Source organism: Actinosynnema sp. NPDC023794 (assembly GCF_040639675.1).
GTDB classification, from domain to species: Bacteria; Actinomycetota; Actinomycetes; order Mycobacteriales; family Pseudonocardiaceae; genus Actinosynnema; species Actinosynnema luteola.
This window is the reverse complement of the sequence record NZ_JBFAFR010000002.1, coordinates 659,823-680,203: the sequence shown is the minus strand read 5'-3', so window position 1 is coordinate 680,203 and position 20,381 is coordinate 659,823. Positions and strand designations below refer to the sequence as shown.

Genomic DNA, 20,381 nt, shown 5'->3' with positions numbered 1-20,381 from the left:
GGCGGTGTGCCGGTCGGCACACCGCCACGGTTCGACTCCGCGCCGCCGGGAAGCCGCCGAGGCTGCCGTGCGCGCCTGGGCACCCGCCTCCCTGAGGGCGTTGTCGGCTGCCTCGACAGCCCGGCGGGTCAGTGCCGCCGGCTCGGCGCCGCCATGAACAGCTTCGGGAAGGAGGCAGCCGACCTGGTCGAGGCGAGCGGCCCGACGCTCACCCGCAAGGAGCGCGGCGAGAGCGGGGTCGAGCGGCAGGATCGAGGTGCCGGCCGAGGCGGACCGGGTGGCGGTCGGGCCGCCGCTCGACAGGGTCACGCTCCGCCCGTTCCCCGGAACACGTTCTCCCGGTGCCAGCGGAAGTACTTCGCGGACCGATCGGTGAACGCGCTGCTCCGCTTGCCCTCCAGCAGTCGCAGGTGGGGGTCGAGCGGTCCTCCGGTGGAGGTGGTCAGCACCACGCCCCGGTCGTCCACGGTGACGTAGCCCAGTTCGAACAGCCGGTCGCAGCCGAACGAGCAGGCGAGCATCGCGATGTTCTCCAAGTCCTGGCGCTCCGGGGGCGGTGCCACCTTCCTGGCCTTGATGTGGGCGGCGATCAGGAACTCCACCGGGAACGGTCGTCCGCACAGCGCGCACTCGGCCTGCCCTGCGCCGTCGACCAGCAGCTTCCGCAACGCGCCCTGCTCTTTGCGGTACTTGGCGAACGCCCGCCCGTCGAACCCGGCGAACTGCCGGTCGGTGCGCCTCGGCGGGCGGACCACGGCCTGCCCGCCGTCGACCTCGGCGCCGGCCGCCACCGCCACCAGCGCGTCCACCAGGCTCCCGACCGACGTCCTCCCGTCCTCAGCGAACCGGTCGAGCCCTTCCTGCACTTCGTCGAGCGCGACCTCCTCGTACCCGCGGGAGGTCTCCACCACCACGGCGCCGGCGGGCACTGCGACGATCCGACCGCCACCCGGCAGCTCCTCCCCGATGCGCACCCGCAGTTCGTCCTCGGCCTTGGCGGCGAACTCGACCCGGCCCGTCGGCCACACGACGTCCTGCCGCAAGCCCTCCAACTCGCGTCGCAGTCGCGCAACGTCCTGCGGCCCGTAGCCCGGCACGTCCAGCCGCAGCCGGATGCGCTTGCTGTTGTTGCCGGCCTTCAGCGCGCCCTCCCGCTGCCCGATGCGGCCCTGGGCGCTGGTGAGGCGCACCCGCAACCCGGCGAAGTCGAGACCCGGCGCCAACCGCAGCGGCTCGTGCGCCAGCAGCCGGTCCTCTTCCGGCAGCCCCTGCGTGGTGAGGGAGTCGACCAGGGCCGTGCGCACCACGGCGCGCCGGTCCCCGAGCCGGCGCAGCAAGAGTTCCAGCGCATCCTTGTAGTCCGCGTTCCGCACGCCCCCGCCGCGCTTCTTCCCGCCGGCGCTCTCCAGCACCAGCGACAGTCCGCCTCCCTCGGCTTCGATCGAGAAGTCGGCGTTCAACGGGCGTCCCGAGTCGTCCACGAGCATCCGTACACGTTGTCAGAAAGCAACGGGTCGGATGCACCCGATCCGGGCATGATGGGCACATGGGGGAACTCTCCGGGGACGAGGCCAGAGCGCTCGCGAGCAGTTTGCGGCGCCTGATGCAGTTGACCGCGAACCTCGTCGAACAGGACGGCGAGGCGGCGCCGTTGCTCGCGCGGCTCCGTGATCACCTCGGGTGCGAGTTGGCGCAGGTGTTGTCGGTCGCCACGCGGTTCGAGGTGTGGGAGCACGTCAACCTCCAGCGGGGTGTCGACGCGTACCTCGCGGAGCACACCCCGGACGCCGAGTGGTTCGGGGTCGGTGGGCACCACCGCGGCCACGAGGACATCATGGGGATGCTCCTGGCCGCACGGCACTCGGTCGGCGTCGGCCTCGGGTCGGCCGACTACGCGACCGCGGCGGTGGGGCCGGAGGACAGCGTCGAGGTCGTCCAGCTCGGCTTGGTGCCGACCACGGCTCCTGACGGCACGCCCGTGCTGGTGGGCATCCGCGGGTCCAACGACTTCGGGCCGCCTGCCTGCCGGTTGGAGGTCCTCGCGGCCGATCGCGCGGCGGCGCGGGCGGTCGGTGGCGAGATCGAGCGGTTGATGCGGAAGCACGACGTGTTCCGGCGGCAGGTGCTGGCGTTCGGGGTGAGCGAGCACCGGGGCAACGAGCTGCTGACGTTCCTCCCCCGGCCCGCCCTGGGCGCCGACGACGTCGTGCTGCCGGACGGTCTCCTGGACCGGATCGAGGAGCACGTGGTCGGGATCGCCGAGCACGCCGAGCGGCTGCTCGCGGCGGGACAGCACCTCAAGCGCGGGCTGCTGCTGCACGGACCGCCCGGCACCGGCAAGACGCACACCGTCCGCTACCTGATGAGCCGGCTGTCCGACTGCACGGTGATCCTGCTGACCGGCCAGGCGATGCGGCTGATCGGGCAGGCGGCGGCGCTGGCGCGGCGGTTGCAGCCGTCGATGGTCGTGGTGGAGGACGTCGACCTGGTGGCCATGGACCGCGGTTTCGCGGCCGGCCCCACGAACCCGCTGCTGTTCACGCTGCTCGACGCGATGGACGGGGTCGGCGCGGACGCGGACGTCACGTTCGTGCTCACCACGAACCGGGCCGACGAGCTGGAACGCGCGCTCGCCGACCGGCCGGGGCGCGTCGACCTGGCCATCGAGGTGCCACGACCCGACGCCGACGGCCGCCGCCGGCTCGTCGAGCTGTACGGGCGCGGTGTCGACCTGCGGGCCGACCTGGGGCCGGTGGTGGAGGCGACCGAGGGCGTCACGGCGTCGTTCATCAAGGAGCTGCTGCGGCGGGCCGTCCTGGGCGCGGTGCGGGCGGACGGCGCGGGCGGCGTGCCGGTGGTGGGCGACGAGCTCGCCGACGTGGCGCGGGCCATGGCCGACGAACGCGCGTCGCTCACCGGCGTCCTGCTCGGCGGCTCGGAGAGCACGGCGACCGGCCCGGGACTCAGCGGACCGGGTCCCGCGCAACCGGGCCTGGCGCCGCACGGGATCGCGGTGAGGGCCACCAAGGAGTACTGAGGGTGGGACGCCGCCAACAGGGTTGAGACTGACCGCGCGTACGAGCTACCGCTCGAAGCTACCGCGCTTCGCTGCGGCGACGAACGTGCTGAAAGCGCCGGCACGGAACGCGATGCCGACGTCAGGGCGCTTCGAGTCCCGGCATCCGACCGAGCCCTCGACGTAGGCCACCTCGACGCAGTTCGTCCCGCCGCCGCCGTTGCTGCTGCCGCTTCGGCTGCTCTTGCGCCATCTGGCTGCGGAGAAGTCGGGTCCAGTCATGCCGAGCCCACTCCCATCTTCCGTCACTGCGGCTCACGCTCCAGGTCTTCGATCACGTTGTTGATCAAAGTGATCGAATCGGCCGGGGTGAGGGCGATCCCGAGCAGGTGCCCGAACATCAGCGTACAGCGCCGCACGTCATCGGAGTCTTCGAGATACAGGCTCCCACCAGGGCCGTCCGTGTAGCCGATGTCCGCCGTGTCGTCAGGGAACTCGAAGATCGAGAACCAACCGGACAGGCCAGGATGCGCGCCGGCGTCGGCCCCCACCACCTGGAGCGTCACGTTGCTCCACGACGCCAGTCGGACGAGGCGTCGAAGCTGTCCTGTCCGCACGTCGATCGAACCGATCCGCGCCCGGAGCACACGCTCATCGAGCAACACCCAGAGCTCTTGCGGGTCGTCTTTCGTCAGTACTGCCTGCCTGGCCATGCGCGCGGTGACACGCCGTTCCAGTTCATCGGGCTCGACACTCGGCTCGATGCCGACGATCACGGCTCGGGCGTAGCCCTCGGACTGGCAGAGAGCGGGCACGAGCAGTGGCTCCCAGACGCGCTGCACGGTAGCGCGCTCCTCGTACTCGACGAAGTCCATCAAGTTCTCGGGCAGCCCGCGTCGTCGCTTCTGCCAATAGCCCTTGTCACGGGCGGCTCTCGCCCACAGCTTGAGCCTCGCGAGTTCCTCGGGGTCGTCGTGCCCGTAGATGGCCAGGAGGTCTTCGACCACATCGGGTTGCACCCGTGCTTGATCGTTCTCCATCCGGCTGAGCTTGGTGACCGACCACTTGCCGCTGCCCGGGATCGCCTGGAGCGCGCGGACGACGTCCTCTTGGCGGCGGTCACCGCGCAATTCCTTGAGCCTGGCCGCCAGCCGCTTGCGCACGTTGGGCGGGATGTTCTCCGTGGCCACGCCGACCCTTCCTCACCGAACTACCTCGAACAGCACCGTACGGCCAGCACTTGACGGCAGCAGTAACCCGATCGGGTCGAAAACCAGCAACTTGCTGGCGAAGAGCTTGCAAACCCGCAACTTGCGACCGACCCTGGTGTTGCTTCACGTGACCCGCACAGGACCAAGCGTAACGAGGAGGCTCTTGGTGACGACCACCACGGCTACCGATCCCCTCGCTGTCACTCCTCACCTCGGCCACGGCCGATCAGCAAGCAGTGACGGCGAGCCCCTGAACTACTCCCCTCCCGGTCGGTCCTGATGGGCGCCCGACCGTTCCGGTGGCTGCCGTACCAGGGACGTCGTCACGCGATCCCGGACTCAATGGCGGCCAAGGACGAAGGCCGGACGTTGTGCGGAGTGGCCGTCACGGTGCCGCGCGACCCGCCCCCACGCTGCCCCGACGGCTGCTGGCCCACGTGTCGCGACTGCGACCGGACGTGGCGGGAGCAGGAAGGCATCCCCGTGTTCCCCTGGCCTTGTGAGGCGGCGGACAACACGCACCGCCGCAGCCCGACAGGGTGCTCACCGAGATCGGCCGTGATGGTGGCGCACAACCCCGGTCCGTGCCCTGCACCGCTCGACCCGGAGGGTGAACATGATCAGCCACGGTGACCAGCCGCCTCCCAGGACGCCCACACCGTCACTGCGCGGTCGCGTGCTCGGGATCGAGCTGCGTCGCGTCCGTGAAGCCGCCGGCCTGACGGTCGCGGAACTGGCAGCGCGCAGCGGCCGATCCCCCGACGTCGTGCAGCGGCTGGAAAAAGGGCTCACGGACGAGCCGACGCCCGATCCGACAGTGCTGTGCGCGTGGGGTTCCCTGGCCACGAGCATGGTCAACATCCTGTGCCGCGCCTCGGAGCGGATCGACATCTTCGCACCGCTCGGCATCCACCCCGCCCTCGAACGTCTCGGCGCCGACCGCTGCACCGCCTACGTCCTGGAGAGCACCACCGTCGACCGTCACGACGTGGTCGTGCGTGCGCTCCGGCACGAAGCAGGCGCGTTCCCCGGCATCGAGCACCACCCGCTGACCCGCTTCAGCCTGCCCGACAGCACGGCGGTCGTCTTCTACCCCTACCTCCACGCTGCGCACTTCACCGAAGAGCCCGAGCACCTCCAGGCGGCGTGCACGCTGTTCGAACGGCTCGCCGAGTTCACCGGCACAGACAACCCAGCCCGGTCCGGCTGACAGCAGCAGGCGTTACCGCATCCCGCCCGAGGAGGACGGCGTTCCCCCGCGCGCCCGGTCGTGCCATCGTGGTCGAAGGTGAGAATTGGTCTGGACCTTCAGCGGAGAGGGGATCGGGACTATGCGCGGCACCACCGTGTTGCCGGGAACGCCCTGCCGAACGCCGGGCGACGGCGAGCTGCCCCTGCACCGGCTGGAGGTGCCGGCGCCCGGCGCGCTGCCGTTCGCGGTCGGCACGTTCGACACGATCGGGCCGATGTCGCGCGCGCCGTTCCCGCACCGGCACACGTTCCACGAGATCGTGCACGTCACCGGCGGCACCGGCACGCACGTCGTCGACCTGGCCCGCTGGGAGCTGCGCCCGCCGCACCTGTGCGTGATCGCGCCCGGCCAGGTGCACCACTGGGACGACGCGCACGACCTGCAGGGCTCGGTGCTGCTGTTCACCGACGACTTCCTGCTCGACCACCCCGCCGACCGCGACGTGCTGCGCCGGCTGAGCGAACGGCCCTGGCTGACGCTGGACGAGCCGGCGCACACCCGGATCGGCCGGCTCATCGCCGAGCTGCACGAGGAGTACCGGCACGGCGAAGCGGGCGTGGACACGGTGCTGAGGGCGTTGCTGCACGTGCTCGTCGTGCGCGCGGCCCGGCTGACGGCGACACCGGCCGCGCCGCCGCCCGCCCGGCCCGGCGCGGTGGCGGAGGAGTTCGTCCGGCTGTCCGGCCGCACGGACCACCGGCTGTGGTCCGTGCGGGCGTACGCGGAGCGGATCGGCGTGACCCCCGGCTACCTGACCGAGGCGGTGAAGGCCGCGACCGGGCGGACGCCGTCGCAGCTGGTCCGCCAGGCGCGGACGCAGGAGGCGCAACGGCTGCTCGCCAAGACCGGGCTGAGCGTGCGGCAGGTGGCGAACCGGGTCGGCTTCGACGATCCCGCCTACTTCTGCCGCTTCTTCCGCCGGGAGACGGGCGCGAGCCCCGGCGCGTTCCGCCGCGCGGCGGGTCGTTCACAGTGAGCGCGGGAGGCAACGGAGACCGCGAGGATCACCACGAACAGCGGCGTCAGTCCATCGTCCGCGGGTGAGCGGCGTCCGTAGGTTCGTGGTCGATCCCGAACCGAACGCCCCCACGAGGAGCAGGTATGGACGCATCCACGGACGGCGACCGCGGCACGACCGGGCAACCCCCGGCCGACGAGTCGGACGCACGCCACCTCAGCCGCAAGACGGTGCTGCGCGCCGCGGTGGCCGCGGGGGTCGCGCTGCCGGTGGCGATGATGGGCGTGCCCGCGCTGGCCCGCACGGTCGGCGCGAGCGGCGAGCAGGTGGAGCTGACGCCCGCGTGCGACGACGGCGACGACCCGACACCGCCGCAGACGGAGGGACCGTACTTCAAGCCGAACTCGCCGCGCCGCGCGTCGCTGGTCGACGCGGGCACGCCCGGCACCAGGCTCACCGTCACCGGCTACGTGTTCGGCCTGGCGTGCCTGCCGCTGGGCAACGTGCTGATGGACTTCTGGCAGGCCGACGTCAACGGCGTGTACGACAACGCCGGCTACCGGTTCCGCGGCCACCAGTTCACCAACCCCGACGGCACGTTCACGCTGACCACGATCGTGCCCGGCCTCTACCCCGGCCGCACCCGGCACATCCACGTGAAGCTGCAGGCGCCCGGCCGGCCGGTGCTCACCACCCAGCTGTACTTCCCGGGCGAACCGCGCAACAACACCGACAGCATCTTCGACCCGCGGCTGCTGATGGAGGTGCGCACCGCCGGCGGCGGCCGTGAGGCGAAGTTCGACTTCGTGCTGAACGTGCCGCAGAGCACCACCACGCGGCCGACCTCGACCTCGACCACGACGCCGTCGTCGCCGGGCGGCGGCACGTGGGCGGCGGGCACGAACTACGCGATCGGCGCGACCGTCACCTACAACGGCGTGGGGTACGTGTGCTTGCAGGGGCACCTCGCCCAGCCGGGCTGGGAACCGCCGAACGTGCCCGCGCTGTGGCGCGCGGAGTGAGCGCGGCCTGACGCCCCCGACGGCGAACCCCCGGTGTGCGGACGACACCGGGGGTTCCCGCGGCGTGCCGCGGGTGGAGTGCCCTGGTCAGGCGCTGTTGCCGGTGCCCTGCGGCGGCACGTCGGCCGGCTCGCGGAACAGGTTGGTGTAGGCGCGCTGCTCGTCGCGGCGCGGGCCGCTGGTGTCCTCGGGCCGGTCCGTGTCCGGGTGGCTGAACAGGTCGTGGTACGTGGATGACATGGGTTTCCGACTTTCTCCGCGTCCGATGCGTGCTCACGGTCGGCGATGCCGGTCCGGAGATCCCCGCACGGCGCGAGGGTGTTCGGGGTTCGAGAAGATGAAGAAACACCCCGATGAGACCACGGTACACGTCGCGGTGCGGTCACCGCCACAGGATTGGCGCGGGCGTGTCGGACGCACCCCCGGACGGCGGTGGAGCCCGCCCGCGACGAACCCGGAACGGGAGCACCACCATGACGCCGGGTTCCGACGACACCGCCGATCGGCGGGCCCCGCCCGGCGCTCGTCTGTCCACAGTGCACGGATGCGTCCGCGCGCCAGGCCGTCTACTTCGGACTTCCCACGTGGTCCCGCACAGCGGCTTCCCGGGCCGCGCCCTCGAACGGGTGACTTGGGCCACTCCGGGAGGGTCCGGGGAACTAACCGGGCCCTCCCGTGGTTGCACGGGGTGGTCGTCAATTTTGTGTCCGTGTTTCCATCGAAGTCTCGCGGGAATGATGTTGCGGACGAAGTTCTTCCTTTGCCTTGCAGGACAAGCTGGAGAAGTCGTCGTCTGGAATCCGACCCGGAGCCCCGACCGGGGCGCCGCAGCCAGCACTGCCAAGGAGAGATCATGACTCAGGGAACCGTGAAGTGGTTCAACTCGGAGAAGGGCTTCGGCTTCCTCGCGCAGGAGGGCGGCCCGGACGTGTTCGTCCACTACTCCGAGATCGAGGGCAACGGCTACCGCAGCCTCGAGGAGAACCAGCGCGTCGAGTTCGACGTCAACCAGGGCCCCAAGGGCCCGCAGGCCGTCGGCGTCCGCGCCATCTGATCACTTCGCAGCCCGTTCGACTAGCTCCTACCAGCGGTGACGCCGGCGGAGACTCGAAACCCGGCGCCCCTCGGTCCAGTCCTGGGCCGAGGGGCGCCGGGTTTTCCGCACCGGTCGCGCGAGAGCACGGGCGGCGCCGACCACGTCACCGCACGCACGGATCGCCCGTCCGGCGCGATTTCCGGCCCACCGAAGGAAATCCATCGCTCCACAATGGAGCCGGGTGACCACGGTCCCGCCGGCCGCACGCCCGTCCCGCTGATCCGCTCGGTTACGATTCGGCCCCGACCTGGAGGGGCCATGGCACACGACGGATCCGAGCACTGCGCGGACGAACGGCTCGACGCCGAGGGCGAAGTCGCGGTCGCCCGTCTGATCATGGCCGACGGCGACCTGGACCACGCCGCGCGCCACCTCGCGGACGCGTTGGCGGCCGACCCCCGGCTGCCGGACGCGCACGAGGCGCTCGCCGAACTCGCCGCCCGCGCGGGCGGGCCGGAGCACGCGTTGCGGCGCTTCGAGCCCGAGCCGGAGCGGACGTTCATCGGCACGGTCGCCGCGCACGCCCACGTGTGCGCCATGGCGGGCCACTGGGACCAGGCCGTCCAGGAGCTGTTCGCCGTCGCGGCGCACGAGCCGCACCGGCCGTGGCTCGACGTCGCCTGGCTGCAGCGCCCCGACCTGCCCGACCTGCTCGACCCCAACGCCGCCGCCATCGCCGTCGCCCGGTTCGCCCAACCCCTGGCCGACCCGGTCGAGCCCGACGAGCGCCCGCCGCTGCTGCCCGCGCTGGCCCTGCTGCGCGGCTGCGTCGCCCGCCACCCCGAGCACGCGATGCTGCTGTGGTGCGGTTCGACGCTGGCCCGCAGGCTGGGCGCGTTCGACGAGGCCGTCACGTGGGCGCAGCGGTCGTTCGACGTCGAGCCGACCCACCAGGCGGCGGTGGTCAAGGGGTACGCGCTGCGCACCGCCGGCCGCCGCGACGAGGCGCTCGCCGCCTGGCAGCGTGAAGCGGCCCGCACGCCCGAGGACCACGACCTGTTCCTCGACATCGCCGACCTGCTGGAGGCGATGGGCCGCCCGGCCGAGGGGCTGGCGTGGGCGCAACGCGCGGTCGAGGCGAACCCCGAGCACCCGAAGGCCCTCGCCACCGCCCTCGGCCTGCGGCACGTGGTGGACGACGACGTGCGGCACCTCGTCGCACTCGCCGACCACCTGCGCGACCGGCCCGACCACGGCTACGCCGCCGACGTGCTCGCCCGACGCGCGTGGGGCCGCCCGTGGCTGGGCCGCGTGCCCGACCCGACCGAGGCCGTGGTCAACCTGCTGCGCGAGGTGCTGGAGGACCACGAGCCCGCGCCGGACGCCACGCTGGACGTGACGCTGTCCGCGATCGAGCCGCCGAGCGCGCTGCTCGCGCTGCGGTCGGCGTTCCCACTGGCCACCGTGACGCCCGAGGACGCGCCGGAACCCGACCTCAGGCGGCCGGTCGGCGAGGTCCGGCACACCGCGTGGGCCTACGACGGCCTGGTGGCGCGCCCGGCCGTGCCGCCGCCGTCACCGGAGGCCGCCGAGGCGGTCCGGGGCGTCGCGGCGTTCCACTGGCCGTCCCTGCCCGCCGCCTACGACCGGGCTGTCGTGCTGTCCGCGCTCGACCCGCGCGACCTGCTCGGCGTGCTGGTCCACCCGCCCGTGCCGCCGGCCGACGAGATGGGCCGCGCCCTGGCCAGGCACGCGCCGCAGCTGTGGGTGCGGGGCGTGCAGGCGTGGGCGTGCCTCGGCCTGGCGCACCACCGCGCGGACGAGCCGTGGCCGTCCTCGCGCCGCCGCGAGATCCTGGCCGACCTGCTCAACGGGCCCGAGGACTGGGTGTCGGAGGCGGCCGGGCTGGGGCTCGTGGCGACGGCGTGGGTGGAGCCCGCGGCCCGTGCGGACGTCCAAGAGCTGGTCGTGCGCCGGATGCTCGCCGCCGCCGAGGCGCGGCGGACCCGTGAGGTCACCGTGCTGGCGTCGCTGTGCGAGCTGGTGCTGGCCCTGCCGGACGTGGACGACCGGTTCGCCGCACTGGCCCGCGACGTGCTCGCCTCGGAGAGGGCTCCGGCCGACGGCTGATGCCGGCTCAGCGTGTACCTTCGGGTGCAGGCGGGAACCGTTCGAGCATCAGTCATGAGTTGCCGGTGTCCCGACCCATCTCGCACCGCCCGGAGATCGACGCGCTCCGCGGGTGCGGACAGGACAGATCCGATGAACCACGTCATGCCGACCACCGAGTCGACCGACGTCACCGAGACCGACGCCGCCGAAACCCTTCAGTGCGCCGTGTGCCCGCACCCGTGGGAGTCCCACGACCGGATCGCGATGCGCTTCTGCACCGCGACCGTCAGCGAGAACCACCACCGGGGTTGCGTCTGCGGCTCCTGACTCACCAGGCGTCGCGGCTCCGGTAGGCGGGCTCCGGCTCCTCGTCCTCCACCGGCGCGACCCTCCGGACCACGCGGGGTGGCGCGGTGGCGGCGAACTCCTGCGGCGGCTCGTCGCCGAACACCCGCCGGTCCTCGGCGAGCACCCGGTCCAGCAGCGTGGTGTCGCCCAGCGCCGAGCGGACCACCTCGGCCTGCTTGCGCGCCGCGTCCGCGCGGGCCAGCGCGATCACGCGCAGGGTGGCGGACGACAGCGCCGCCGGGTCCGTCGTGCGCACGGCCGGGCTGAAGGCGATCGACTTGACCGCGCCGTCCGCCCCGGCGACCGCGGTCACCACGCCGTCGTCGGACGTCGCCGTGCCGACCACGTCGCGCAGCCCCTCCGCCATGCGCTGGAACGACTCCGCGCGCAGCCGGTTGTCGGCCGCGGCGGTGTCGATGGCCTCGATGCGCCGCAGCAGGATGTCGGCGGACTCGGTCACCGGGATGCCCCCTCGTCCGGTCGGATGGTCTTGAGGAACGCCTGGAAGTCGCCGACGAGGTCCTCGAACTGCCCGGGCGTCGCGCTGAGCGCGATCTGCAGCACCGCGCGCCTGCGCTCGTCGCGCACGTCCGCCATGGCCAGGAACACCTGCAACTGCACCAGGTCCACCGGACGGTCGCCGACGGGCGCGGTCAGCCGCAGCACCTGCGTGTAGGCGGACTCCAGCTCGTTGCGCCGTCCCACCTCCACCGCGCCGATGTCGCGTCGCAGCCGTGCCGCGGCCTGGTCGGCGATCTGCGCCAGCGTCGCGTCGTCGGCCCGGACCTCGCCGCTGATGGTGATGTTCGCGGTGAACCCCGCGATGGAGCCGGGGTGCAGCGCGACGAACGCCGCCTCCGACGCGCCGACCTCGTCGGGGGGCGCCGAGAGCCACCCGTCGGGCAGCGAGAACTCGATCGGCACCGGAAGGGTGGTGGCCATGCCTGGTGTCCTCCTGGGATAGCTCATCGGCCGAACAGGCGGCCGATCGCGCGGCCGGCGTTCTCCACGCCGCGGCCGACGTCCTTGGCGACCTCGCCGACGTCGTCCGCGACGTCGACCACCGTCTCCACGACCTCGACCGGGTCGACGGTGACGTCGAAACCGACCTTGCCACCCACGCCGAACGCGAGTCCCACCGACCCTCCGATGTGGAACTTGCCGTCCTCGCCCACGCCGAACTGCCCGCTCGCGTGCCCGCCGATCCCGGCCCACGCCTCGCCGTTCACGCCCGCGCCGATGCCCGCGACCTCGGCGCCCGCCTCGCCGGACACCTTCGCGCCCGCGAAGGCCTCCGCGTTGCCCTTCGCGCCGAGGATCCCGATCGAGCCCTTGGCCTCCGCGGCGGCGCCGATCGTGCCCTCGGCGCTGCCCGAGACGCTCGCGTGCTGCCCGAGCTTGATCTCGCCGTCGGCGTACCCGCTGGCCAGGTACGCGCCCGCGTGCGCGCCGACCGACACGCCCGCGTAGCTCGCGGTGGCGGTGTACCCCGCGTCCGCGCCGAGCACCGAGCCGCCGATCCGGCCCTGGCCGGTGACCGGGCCCGCGTGGAAGTCACCGTCCTTCTCGCCGTGCCCGACGTCGACGTGCTTGTCGTCGCCCCACTCGCGCTCGTGCAGGTCGATGCCGATCTTCTCGGCGATCTCGCCGAGCGCGTCGGTGAGCAGGCGCTTGGACTCGCTGCCGGACTTGCCCTCGTACGAGCGCCCGTTGACGCCGTACTGCCAGCCGCCGGTGTCCTCGCCCTCCTCGTCGGTCTCGCGGTGCGCCGCGCCGTACTTCTCCTTGCCGAACGACTTCTTGTAGCCGCCCTTGCCGTCGGACTCCCAGCCGAGCGCCTTCGCGACCACGTCGCCGATGCCGGACAGGCCCTTGCGGGCGTCGTCGAGCACCTTCTGCGCCTCCGCCGCGCCCGCCTGGCCGGGGTCCTGCAACGGCGCGGTCGGCGTGCCGGAGAGCGCCGCCGCGGCGTGCTCGGCGGCGGCCAGCCGGGTCGCGGCCTGTGCCGCCAGGTGCAGCTCGACGGCGCGTTGCGCCTCGCGCTGGCCCTCGACCAGCGCGTCGCCGTAGTCGGCCAGCAGCTGCCCGCCGCCGCCGAGGTCCTCGCCCGCCCGGAGCCACCGGGGAGGTTCCGCCTGGAAGGCCGACCGGAACGCGCCGCTCGCGCCGCCGCTCCAGCCGCCGGGATCGATCCGGCCGAGGTCCTCGCCGATGGCCACGACCAGCCGCAACGTGCCCACGAGCTGCCGCAGGTCGCCGGTGATCAGCTCGGGTTCGCCGGGGACGAGCGCCTTGGGGTCGGTGGTCTCGCCGAGTCGTGCCGCCATCAGGACACCGGCCCTTCCGGGTTGAGCCGGCCGAACACGTCCGCGCGCGCGTCGTCGACGTCCACATAGGACGATGCCGCCGCGCGCAGCCCGATGGCGTGCTCGTCGGCCTCCTGGCGCAGCCGCTCCACGTAGGCGCGCATCTCTTCGATGAACAGCTCCCACGCGCCGGCCACCCCGGCGTGCCCGTACTCGCCGCTCGGTCCGCACCAGAGGATGCCCGCGGTCCTGTCGCCGACGTCGCCGATCTGCCCGGCCGCCCGCCGCAACTCCTCGGGCGCCGCACCGAACCCACTCATGTCCGTCCCACCAGTCCACTCGACACCACGCCGTCGGACGGCGCCGGCGCGTCGGCCGTTTCCAGGGGTACAGCTATAGCGGCAGGCGCAGTGGTCGCGCAGACGTTTGGCCGAATCGGGTTCGTGCCGCAGGGCCTCAGGGGCGCGTCACGGCGTTCGGCGGAGTGCGGCGCCCGTCGCCGCCATGAGCGACCGGGTGCGGGCGACGGCCGTCGGCGGCAACGCGGCGATGACGTCGGCCAACGACTCCGCGGCGAGCGTGCGCCGCCACGCGTCGTGCGCGGCGGCCATCTTCGCGGCGAGCACGCACGCGTTCCGGCAGTCCTCGGCGGGCAACGCGCCCCGGCCGCGCTGCCGGATCTCCTGGCACTCGTACGGCGACGACGCGCCGTCGACGGCCTCCACCACGTGCAGCAACGTGATCTCCGAGGCGGGCCTGGCGAGCCGGAAGCCGCCGCGCGGGCCGGTCGTCGCGCTCAGCACACCCGCCTTGACCAGCCCCTGCAACTGCTTGGCGAGGTAGGGCGCGGGCAGGTCGTAGTACGCCGCGAGCTGGGCCGCCGACGCGGTGGTCCCCGGTTCGAGTTGCGCCATGGTCGTCGCGCAGTGCAGTACCCACTCCGTGCTCACAGGCAGCTTCACACGGGCCAGTCTATCCAAGACATTGCGGATCTGTTTAGTCCGAGATAGATTCACGGCACAGCCCAGCAGCGGAAAGGTTCGTCATGCGGATCGCAGTCGCCGGCGCGACCGGCAACATCGGCTCCCTCACCCTCGCCAACCTCGAACGCGACGGGCACGACGTCGTGCGCATCAGCCGGTCGGACGGTGTGGACCTGACGACCGGCGACGGGCTCGACGCGGCGCTGACCGGCGTCGACGCGGTGGTGGACGCGGTGAACGTGCCGTCGGCGGACCGCGCCGAGACCGTGCGCCTGTTCGGCGGGATGACCCGGAACCTCCTCGCGGCCGAGGCGCGCGCCGGCGTCCGGCACCACGTGCTGCTGTCGATCGTCGGCATCGCGGACATCGAGGGCAACGTGCACTACGCGGGCAAGCGCGAGCAGGAACGCCTGGTCGAGGCGAGTCCCGTGCCGTGGACGATCGTGCCCGCCACGCAGTTCCACGACTTCGCCGAGATGGTCGCGGGCTGGACCGAGCGGGACGGCGTCGCCACCATCGCGCCGCTGCTCGTGCAGCCGATCGCGCCGCAGGACGTGGCCGACGTCCTCGCCGAGATCGCCGTCGGCGAGCCGCAGGGGCGTTACGCGGACGTCGCCGGCCCCGAGACGCAGGACCTGGTCGACATGGCCCGGCGCACGCACCAGGCCCGTGGGCGTGACGTGCGCCTGGTGCCGACGTGGTCGGGCGTGTTCGGCCCGGAGATGGCCGGGAACGCGCTGCTGCCGGGCGAGCGCGTCCGGCTCGCGCCGACCACGTTCGACGAGTGGCTCGCGAAGTCGGTGTGAACCAGGACGGGTCCGGCGCCAGTGCTCGGCGCCGGACCCGTCGCGGTCACCTGGTGGCGTCGACCAGTTCCTTGCGGTCCGCCTCCAGCGCGGCGCCCTCCACGTCGAGGGTCGGCAGGCGGCGCAGCCACTTCGGCAGCCACCACGCCTTCTCGCCCAGCAGGGCCAGCGCGGCGGGCACGAGGACCATCCGGACCACGAACGCGTCGAACAGGATGCCGATGGCCAGGGCGAACGCGATGGACTTCATCGGGCCCTCGCCGGCGGGCACGAAGCCGGCGAACACCGAGAACATGATCAGCGCGGCGGCCACGACCACGGGCGCGGCCTGGCGGAAGCCGGTGTCGATCGCGGCCAGCGGCGGCTTGCCGTGGTGGTGCGCCTCGTGCATCCGGGACACCAGGAAGATCTGGTAGTCCATCGCCAGGCCGAACAGGATGCCCACCATCAGGATCGGGGTGAGGCTGAGCAGCGGTCCGGTGCCGTCGAGGTTGACCGCGTCGGCCAGCCAGCCCCACTGGAACACCGCGACCGTCGCGCCGAGGGAGGCGCCGATGGTGAGCAGGAAGCCCAGCACGCCGACCAGCGGCACCAGGATCGACCGGAACACGAGCACCAGCAGCACCAGCGCGAGGCCGACGACCAGCGCCAGGTAGACCGGCATGGCCTCGTCCAGGGCGACGGCCACGTCCACGCTCACCGCGGTGGCGCCGGTGACGTAGGTGGTCGCGCCGTCCACGTCGGCCAGCCGTTCGCGCAGGTCGGTGACCAGCTGCTCGGTGGCCTGCGTGGCCGGGCCGGACTTCGGGATCACGGTGAGCATCGCGGCGGTGCCGCCGGCGTTCGGCGTCGGCGGCGTGACCAGCGCGATGTCGCCCGCGCCCTGGATGGTCGCGACGGCGGCCGAGGCGGTGGCGGCGGCGTCGTCGCCCTCGAACAGCACGACCAGCGGGCCGTTGAAGCCCTCGCCGAAGCCGTCGGCGAGCAGCCGTTCCGCGCGGGCCTGGCTCGACTCGGCGGCCGGGGCCGCGACCAGGGTCGTCTCCATCGACAGCACGGGCACGGCGACCGCGCCCAGGCCCAGGACCGCCAGCAGCAGCGCCGCCACCCGGTTGCGGGCGACCGCGCCGATCCAGCCGCGGAAGAAGCCGCGCTCGTGCGGCTCGGCGTCCGCGACAGGCGCGTCGCGCTCCTTGCGCGGCAGCACGCGGCGGCCGAGGTAGCCGAGCACGGCGGGCACCAGGGTGACGGCGACGAGGACCGCGACCACGATCGTCAGTGCGGCGGCGACGCCCATCTGGGTCAGGAACGGGATGCCGACCACGGCCAGGCCCGCCAGCGCGATGACCACGGTCAGGCCGGCGGTCACGACGGCGGAGCCCGCGGTGCCGACGGCCGTGCCGATCGCGTCGCCCACGTCCCGGCCCCGGCGCAGCTCGTGCCGGTAGCGGTTGATGATGAACAGGGCGTAGTCGATGCCGACCGCCAGGCCGAGCATCGCGGCCAGGATCGGGGTGGTGGACTGCAGGTCCATGAAGCCGGTGGCGATGGTGACGCCGAGCGCGCCGATGCCGACGCCGACGGCGGCGGTCAGCAGGTTCATGCCGGCCAGCACGAGCGAGCCGTAGGTGACGGCCAGCACCAGCAGCGCGATGACCACGCCGATGACCTCCGCGGGACCGCCCACGTGCGGCGGTGCCTGCGTGGCCTCACCGGTGGCCTCCACGGTCAGCCCGGTCACGTCACGCGTGGCGTCGAAGAGCGCGGTGCGCTGCTCCTCGGTCACGTCGCCGGCCTGGGCCTCGTAGGTGACCGTGCTGTAGGCGACGTCCTGGCCCGCGTTCACGGTCGGCGCACGCGGGTCGAGCGGGTTGCTCGCGGACGTCACGCCGGGCAGCGCGGACAGCTCCCGCACCAGCCCGGCGAGCTTCGCGGCGTTCTCGGGCGAGGTGACCCGCTGCCCGTCCGGAGCCCGCACGACCACCCGCGCGGTCGCGCCGCCGCCGGTGCCGAACTCGTCGGAGATCTTGTCCAGGGCGGTGGTCGACTCCTGCCCCGGGATGGAGAAGGAGCCGGAGGTCGGGCCGGCCAGCGTGACCGCGCCGAACGCCGTGCCGCCGAGCACGAGCAGCCACAGCAGGACGACGACCAGGCGGCGCCGGTGCGCGCCGAAGCCGAGTCGGTAGAGCAGACGTGCCATGGGAGTCAGGCCTCCGGGTGGGATGGGTCGCGGTGCCCGAGCGCGTCGAGGCAGGTGGCGATGATGTGGGGCCGCCACGCGGTCTTCTCGCCCGCGTGGTTGGCGGCCAGGCTGAGCACGGCCAGGGCGCTGAGCATGCCGATCACGCGGACCAGCCGCGCCGTGTCGCCCGTGCCCTGCTCGACGCCGAACACGGCGAACACGTGCTGGGACAGGGCGTCCAGGTCGCCCTCCACGTCCTCGGCGCCCAGCAGGCTGATCGCGCGGGACTCCAGCGCGATCAGGCCGGGCCGGTCCAGGGCGAAGTCGACCAGCAGCTCCACGGCCCGCCGGTCCCGCGCCGGACCGACCGGCGCCTGCGCGGCCTGCGCGAACAACTCCCCGCTGTGCGTGCGCCCGACGTCCCGCGCGGCCTCGAACAGCGCCTGCTTGCTCGGGTAGTGGTGCAGCAGGCCGGCCTTCGACAACCCGACCGCGTCGGCCAGGTCCTTCAACGACGTGTGGTCGAACCCGTGCCGGGCGAACAGACCGGCCACGCGGTCCAGCAACTGGTCTTCGGTCAGCGCGCGTGCCATGCCTCCACGGTACGCACTTACCGACCGATCCGGTCGGTAAGCCGACCGATCCGGTAGGTGGCTTCCGTCACCCCGCGGCGGGGCACGGCGCTCCGGCCGGTGGGGATCAGCCGATGTCGACCACCCGCGCCCACGCGGGAGGCGAGTCCGGCACGTAGTCGGGATCGTCCTCGCCCGACCGGGGCGGTCGGGGGAACAGGCCCACGACCGTCCGGCACGGTGGCCGCGCGTCGGGCCAGGGCGTCTGCCCGTCGGTCAGGGCGACGATGACGTCGGGGCGGGGACTGCCCCGCAACGCCTTGGCGAAGCCGGCGCGCAGGTCGGTGCCGCCACCGCCCACCAGCGGGATCCCCTCGGCACTGCACAGCGGGCGCGTGACGTGGGCGGCGGCGTCGCAGGACAGCACCGAGACGAGGTCGCGCCGACCGCCCACCGCGCGGACGATCGCGGCGATCTCGACGATCGCGCTGCCCAGCTCGTCGTCGCTCACCGACGCGGAGGTGTCGACGACCACGCAGACGCGAGGCGGGCGGCGCCGCAGGCTCGGCAGCACGACCCCGGGCAGACCGGCCGACCGGCGCGAGGGCCGACCGTAGGTGTAGTCCTCACCCGCACCGGCCCCCGACACCGCCGACCGGACCGCCGCTCCCAGGAGGTCGCGCCACGGCCGCGGCGGGTGGAACGCCTCCTGCGCCCACCGCCGCCAGCCCTTCGGCGCGGTGCCCGGGCGGGCGGCGATGCCTTGGGCCACCCGGAACCGGACGGCGTCCTGTTCCTGCTCGCCGAGCCCGTGCGCGCCGTCCGGCCCCACGTCCCACTCCCGCTCCAGCCCGTCGGCGCCGCTGCCGCAGTCCAGCCAGCCGATCCCGTCGGTGTGCGGCCCGAGCCGGAAGTAGCGCAGGTACTCCTCCATCAACTGCCCCTCGGGCAACCGGAGCAGGGCCGGCAGGACGACGTCCGCCGGCCGCTCCAACCCCTCGCCGTACACGTCGTCGTTGATCTCGAAGTCCGCGGCGATGTTCATCCGCAGCCGCTCCCCCGGTCCGGTCAGCCCGTGCTCGGCCGCGAACCGGTCGCCGCGCCCGTGGTGGTCGCGCAGCAGGTGCGAGACCTCGTGCACCCAGACCCCGGCCAGCTCCTCCAACGGGGTGCGGTCCACGAACGCCGGCGAGACGTAGCAGCGCCAGTGCCGGTCCACCGCCATCGTGGGCACCCGCCGTGATTCCACCACGTGCAGCGCGAACAACGCCGTCGCCAGGTACGGCCGGCTCCGGACCGCGTGCAACCGGGCGGCGAAGAGCTTCTCCTCGTCCAGGGTCCCCGGCGTCATCGGCGGACACCCGCGCCGACCGCGTCCGCCCGCCGCGACAGCGACACCACGCCGGCCAGCCGCTCGATCGCCGCCGGCACCTGCCAGTCGTCGCGGCGCAGCGCGGCGAGCGTGGACGCCGGCACGACCACCAGGTCCGGCGCGCCGGATTCCAGGGCCAGCACCAGCAACGACCACGCGGCGTCCCAACGGGACCGCTCCGGCCGCCGGCGCACCGCCTCCACCACGCCGTCGAGAACCGTCTGGCGCAGGTCGCCGCGCTCGGGCAGCACGGCCGCCGCCGGGTCCGCGAGCAGCGCCTCGGGATCCGGCAGGTCCATCCGGTCCAGACTTGCCAGCAGCTCCAGGCCCGGACCGTCGCCCACGGTGGACCGCACCAGCATCGACAGCACCTCCCGGGAGGCGTCCGCGGCCGTGGCGAAGGCGATCAGCCGCAGCGTCATCTCCCAACTGCGCGGTGAGGGCCACGGACCGCCGCGGTTCGCCTCGTTCTTCGGCAGCTGGTGCACCAACCCGGGACGTGCGGCCAGGAGCTCGCACACCGCCCGACGGGCGAACGCCACGGCGTCGGTCAGCCGTGCCGGGTCCAGCCTCGGCAGCGCCGCTTCCGGCCACGTCCCGCCCAGCCCGCGCACCACGACCTCGTGGTCGTAGCTCCACCGCAGGTGGACGAACCGGTTGGCCAGCGGTGGGCTGAGCTCCCAGCCGTCGGCCGCGGACGAGCGCGGGTTGGCGGCGGCCACGATCCGGACACCGGGCGGTAGCCGCAGCGCGCCGATCCGGCGTTCGAGCACCACGCGCAGCAGCGCGGCCTGGACCGCGGGTGGCGCGGTGGACAGCTCGTCGAGGAACAACAGCCCCCGGCCGGCCCGGACCAGGCGCACGGCCCAGTCGGGCGGGGCCATCGGGACCCCTTGCACGGCCGGGTCGTCGCCGACCACCGGCAGGCCGGAGAAGTCGGACGGCTCGTGCACGCTGGCGATCACCGTGGTCAGCGGCAGTTCGAGGGTGTCGGCGAGCTGGGTGAGGGCCGCGGTCTTGCCGATGCCCGGCTCGCCCCACAGCAGCACCGGCAGGTCGGCGGACACGGCCAGGGTCAGGGCTTCCAGCTGGAGGTCGGGACGCGGCTCGGTGGTCGTGTCCTGGAGCAGGGCGAGCAGGTCGGCGGCGGCGTCCATCGGTCGGACGTGGGCCGCTTCGGCGAAAGTGCGCATGTTCCGGTCACC

Annotated in this window: 22 protein-coding genes; 9 read left to right on the top strand and 13 right to left on the bottom strand. The window is 73.2% G+C overall.

All coding sequences use genetic code 11. From position 1 onward, the window contains the following. Positions 1-305: 305 nt before the first annotated feature. Positions 306-1,487: a hypothetical protein gene (locus AB0H12_RS07790; RefSeq protein WP_499621605.1), complete on the bottom strand. Its 1,182-nt coding sequence runs from the start codon at positions 1,485-1,487 to the stop codon at positions 306-308. 59 nt (positions 1,488-1,546) lie between these two features. Between AB0H12_RS07790 and AB0H12_RS07785 the strand changes: the two genes are divergently transcribed. Beyond that, the gene (locus AB0H12_RS07785) at positions 1,547-3,037 is read left to right on the top strand and encodes an AAA family ATPase (protein WP_499621604.1); all 1,491 of its coding nucleotides are present in this window, start codon (positions 1,547-1,549) and stop codon (positions 3,035-3,037) included. A 45-nt stretch (positions 3,038-3,082) separates the two neighbouring features. On the opposite strand, the gene AB0H12_RS07780 is transcribed toward AB0H12_RS07785, so the two are convergent. Continuing rightward, positions 3,083-3,298, bottom strand: a complete 216-nt coding sequence (locus AB0H12_RS07780; protein WP_499621603.1) for a DUF397 domain-containing protein — start codon at positions 3,296-3,298, stop codon at positions 3,083-3,085. Between the two features lie 23 nt (positions 3,299-3,321). Further along, positions 3,322-4,206: a helix-turn-helix domain-containing protein gene (locus tag AB0H12_RS07775; RefSeq protein ID WP_499621602.1), complete on the bottom strand. Its 885-nt coding sequence runs from the start codon at positions 4,204-4,206 to the stop codon at positions 3,322-3,324. A gap of 300 nt (positions 4,207-4,506) precedes the next feature. Between AB0H12_RS07775 and AB0H12_RS07770 the strand changes: the two genes are divergently transcribed. The 4 genes from AB0H12_RS07770 (at position 4,507) to AB0H12_RS07755 (ending at position 7,459) form a co-directional block, all read left to right on the top strand. Next, the gene (locus tag AB0H12_RS07770) at positions 4,507-4,860 is read left to right on the top strand and encodes an HC3 family zinc finger protein (RefSeq protein ID WP_499621601.1); all 354 of its coding nucleotides are present in this window, start codon (positions 4,507-4,509) and stop codon (positions 4,858-4,860) included. Next, positions 4,844-5,437, top strand: coding sequence for a helix-turn-helix domain-containing protein (locus tag AB0H12_RS07765; protein ID WP_499621600.1), 594 nt, complete (start codon positions 4,844-4,846; stop codon positions 5,435-5,437). Before AB0H12_RS07770 ends, AB0H12_RS07765 begins: the two co-directional genes overlap by 17 nt. Before the next feature lie 121 nt (positions 5,438-5,558). Beyond that, positions 5,559-6,455 (top strand): helix-turn-helix transcriptional regulator, encoded by an 897-nt coding sequence (locus AB0H12_RS07760; protein ID WP_499621599.1) that lies wholly within the window; start codon positions 5,559-5,561, stop codon positions 6,453-6,455. Between the two features lie 125 nt (positions 6,456-6,580). Then, positions 6,581-7,459, top strand: coding sequence for a dioxygenase family protein (locus tag AB0H12_RS07755; RefSeq protein ID WP_499621597.1), 879 nt, complete (start codon positions 6,581-6,583; stop codon positions 7,457-7,459). Between the two features lie 87 nt (positions 7,460-7,546). Here the strand turns inward: AB0H12_RS07755 and AB0H12_RS07750 are convergent, their stop codons facing one another. After that, a complete protein-coding gene (locus tag AB0H12_RS07750) occupies positions 7,547-7,699 on the bottom strand; it encodes a hypothetical protein (RefSeq protein WP_499621596.1) in 153 nt (50 codons plus the stop codon). Between the two features lie 613 nt (positions 7,700-8,312). Here AB0H12_RS07750 and AB0H12_RS07745 point away from each other — a divergent pair. The 3 genes from AB0H12_RS07745 (at position 8,313) to AB0H12_RS07735 (ending at position 10,934) form a co-directional block, all read left to right on the top strand. Continuing rightward, positions 8,313-8,513, top strand: coding sequence for a cold-shock protein (locus tag AB0H12_RS07745; RefSeq protein ID WP_230566948.1), 201 nt, complete (start codon positions 8,313-8,315; stop codon positions 8,511-8,513). A gap of 300 nt (positions 8,514-8,813) precedes the next feature. After that, a complete protein-coding gene (locus tag AB0H12_RS07740) occupies positions 8,814-10,625 on the top strand; it encodes a hypothetical protein (RefSeq protein WP_499621594.1) in 1,812 nt (603 codons plus the stop codon). A gap of 132 nt (positions 10,626-10,757) precedes the next feature. Next, a complete protein-coding gene (locus AB0H12_RS07735; RefSeq protein ID WP_499621593.1) occupies positions 10,758-10,934 on the top strand; it encodes an RGCVC family protein in 177 nt (58 codons plus the stop codon). A 1-nt stretch (position 10,935) separates the two neighbouring features. On the opposite strand, the gene AB0H12_RS07730 is transcribed toward AB0H12_RS07735, so the two are convergent. From AB0H12_RS07730 to AB0H12_RS07710, 5 genes are all read right to left on the bottom strand, one after another. After that, positions 10,936-11,415 carry a YbaB/EbfC family nucleoid-associated protein gene (locus tag AB0H12_RS07730; RefSeq protein WP_499621592.1) on the bottom strand — a complete coding sequence of 160 codons (480 nt, stop codon included), beginning with the start codon at positions 11,413-11,415 and terminating at the stop codon, positions 10,936-10,938. After that, complete coding sequence (locus AB0H12_RS07725; RefSeq protein ID WP_499621590.1) at positions 11,412-11,897, bottom strand: hypothetical protein; 486 nt, start codon at positions 11,895-11,897, stop codon at positions 11,412-11,414. The genes AB0H12_RS07730 and AB0H12_RS07725 overlap by 4 nt, the downstream gene beginning before the upstream one ends. Before the next feature lie 23 nt (positions 11,898-11,920). After that, entirely contained in the window at positions 11,921-13,282 is a 1,362-nt protein-coding gene (locus tag AB0H12_RS07720; RefSeq protein ID WP_499621589.1) for a putative T7SS-secreted protein, read from the bottom strand. Next, a complete protein-coding gene (locus AB0H12_RS07715; RefSeq protein WP_499621588.1) occupies positions 13,282-13,581 on the bottom strand; it encodes a hypothetical protein in 300 nt (99 codons plus the stop codon). The genes AB0H12_RS07720 and AB0H12_RS07715 overlap by 1 nt, the downstream gene beginning before the upstream one ends. Before the next feature lie 147 nt (positions 13,582-13,728). After that, complete coding sequence (locus AB0H12_RS07710) at positions 13,729-14,223, bottom strand: RrF2 family transcriptional regulator (RefSeq protein WP_499621587.1); 495 nt, start codon at positions 14,221-14,223, stop codon at positions 13,729-13,731. 83 nt (positions 14,224-14,306) lie between these two features. Between AB0H12_RS07710 and AB0H12_RS07705 the strand changes: the two genes are divergently transcribed. Then, positions 14,307-15,050 (top strand): SDR family oxidoreductase, encoded by a 744-nt coding sequence (locus AB0H12_RS07705; protein WP_499621586.1) that lies wholly within the window; start codon positions 14,307-14,309, stop codon positions 15,048-15,050. 46 nt (positions 15,051-15,096) lie between these two features. On the opposite strand, the gene AB0H12_RS07700 is transcribed toward AB0H12_RS07705, so the two are convergent. From AB0H12_RS07700 to AB0H12_RS07685, 4 genes are all read right to left on the bottom strand, one after another. Continuing rightward, a complete protein-coding gene (locus AB0H12_RS07700; RefSeq protein WP_499621585.1) occupies positions 15,097-17,250 on the bottom strand; it encodes an MMPL family transporter in 2,154 nt (717 codons plus the stop codon). A gap of 5 nt (positions 17,251-17,255) precedes the next feature. Continuing rightward, positions 17,256-17,825, bottom strand: a complete 570-nt coding sequence (locus AB0H12_RS07695; RefSeq protein ID WP_499621584.1) for a TetR/AcrR family transcriptional regulator — start codon at positions 17,823-17,825, stop codon at positions 17,256-17,258. Between the two features lie 106 nt (positions 17,826-17,931). Continuing rightward, entirely contained in the window at positions 17,932-19,155 is a 1,224-nt protein-coding gene (locus AB0H12_RS07690; RefSeq protein ID WP_499621583.1) for a vWA domain-containing protein, read from the bottom strand. After that, positions 19,152-20,369: an AAA family ATPase gene (locus AB0H12_RS07685; RefSeq protein WP_499621582.1), complete on the bottom strand. Its 1,218-nt coding sequence runs from the start codon at positions 20,367-20,369 to the stop codon at positions 19,152-19,154. The genes AB0H12_RS07690 and AB0H12_RS07685 overlap by 4 nt, the downstream gene beginning before the upstream one ends. Positions 20,370-20,381 lie beyond the last annotated feature (12 nt).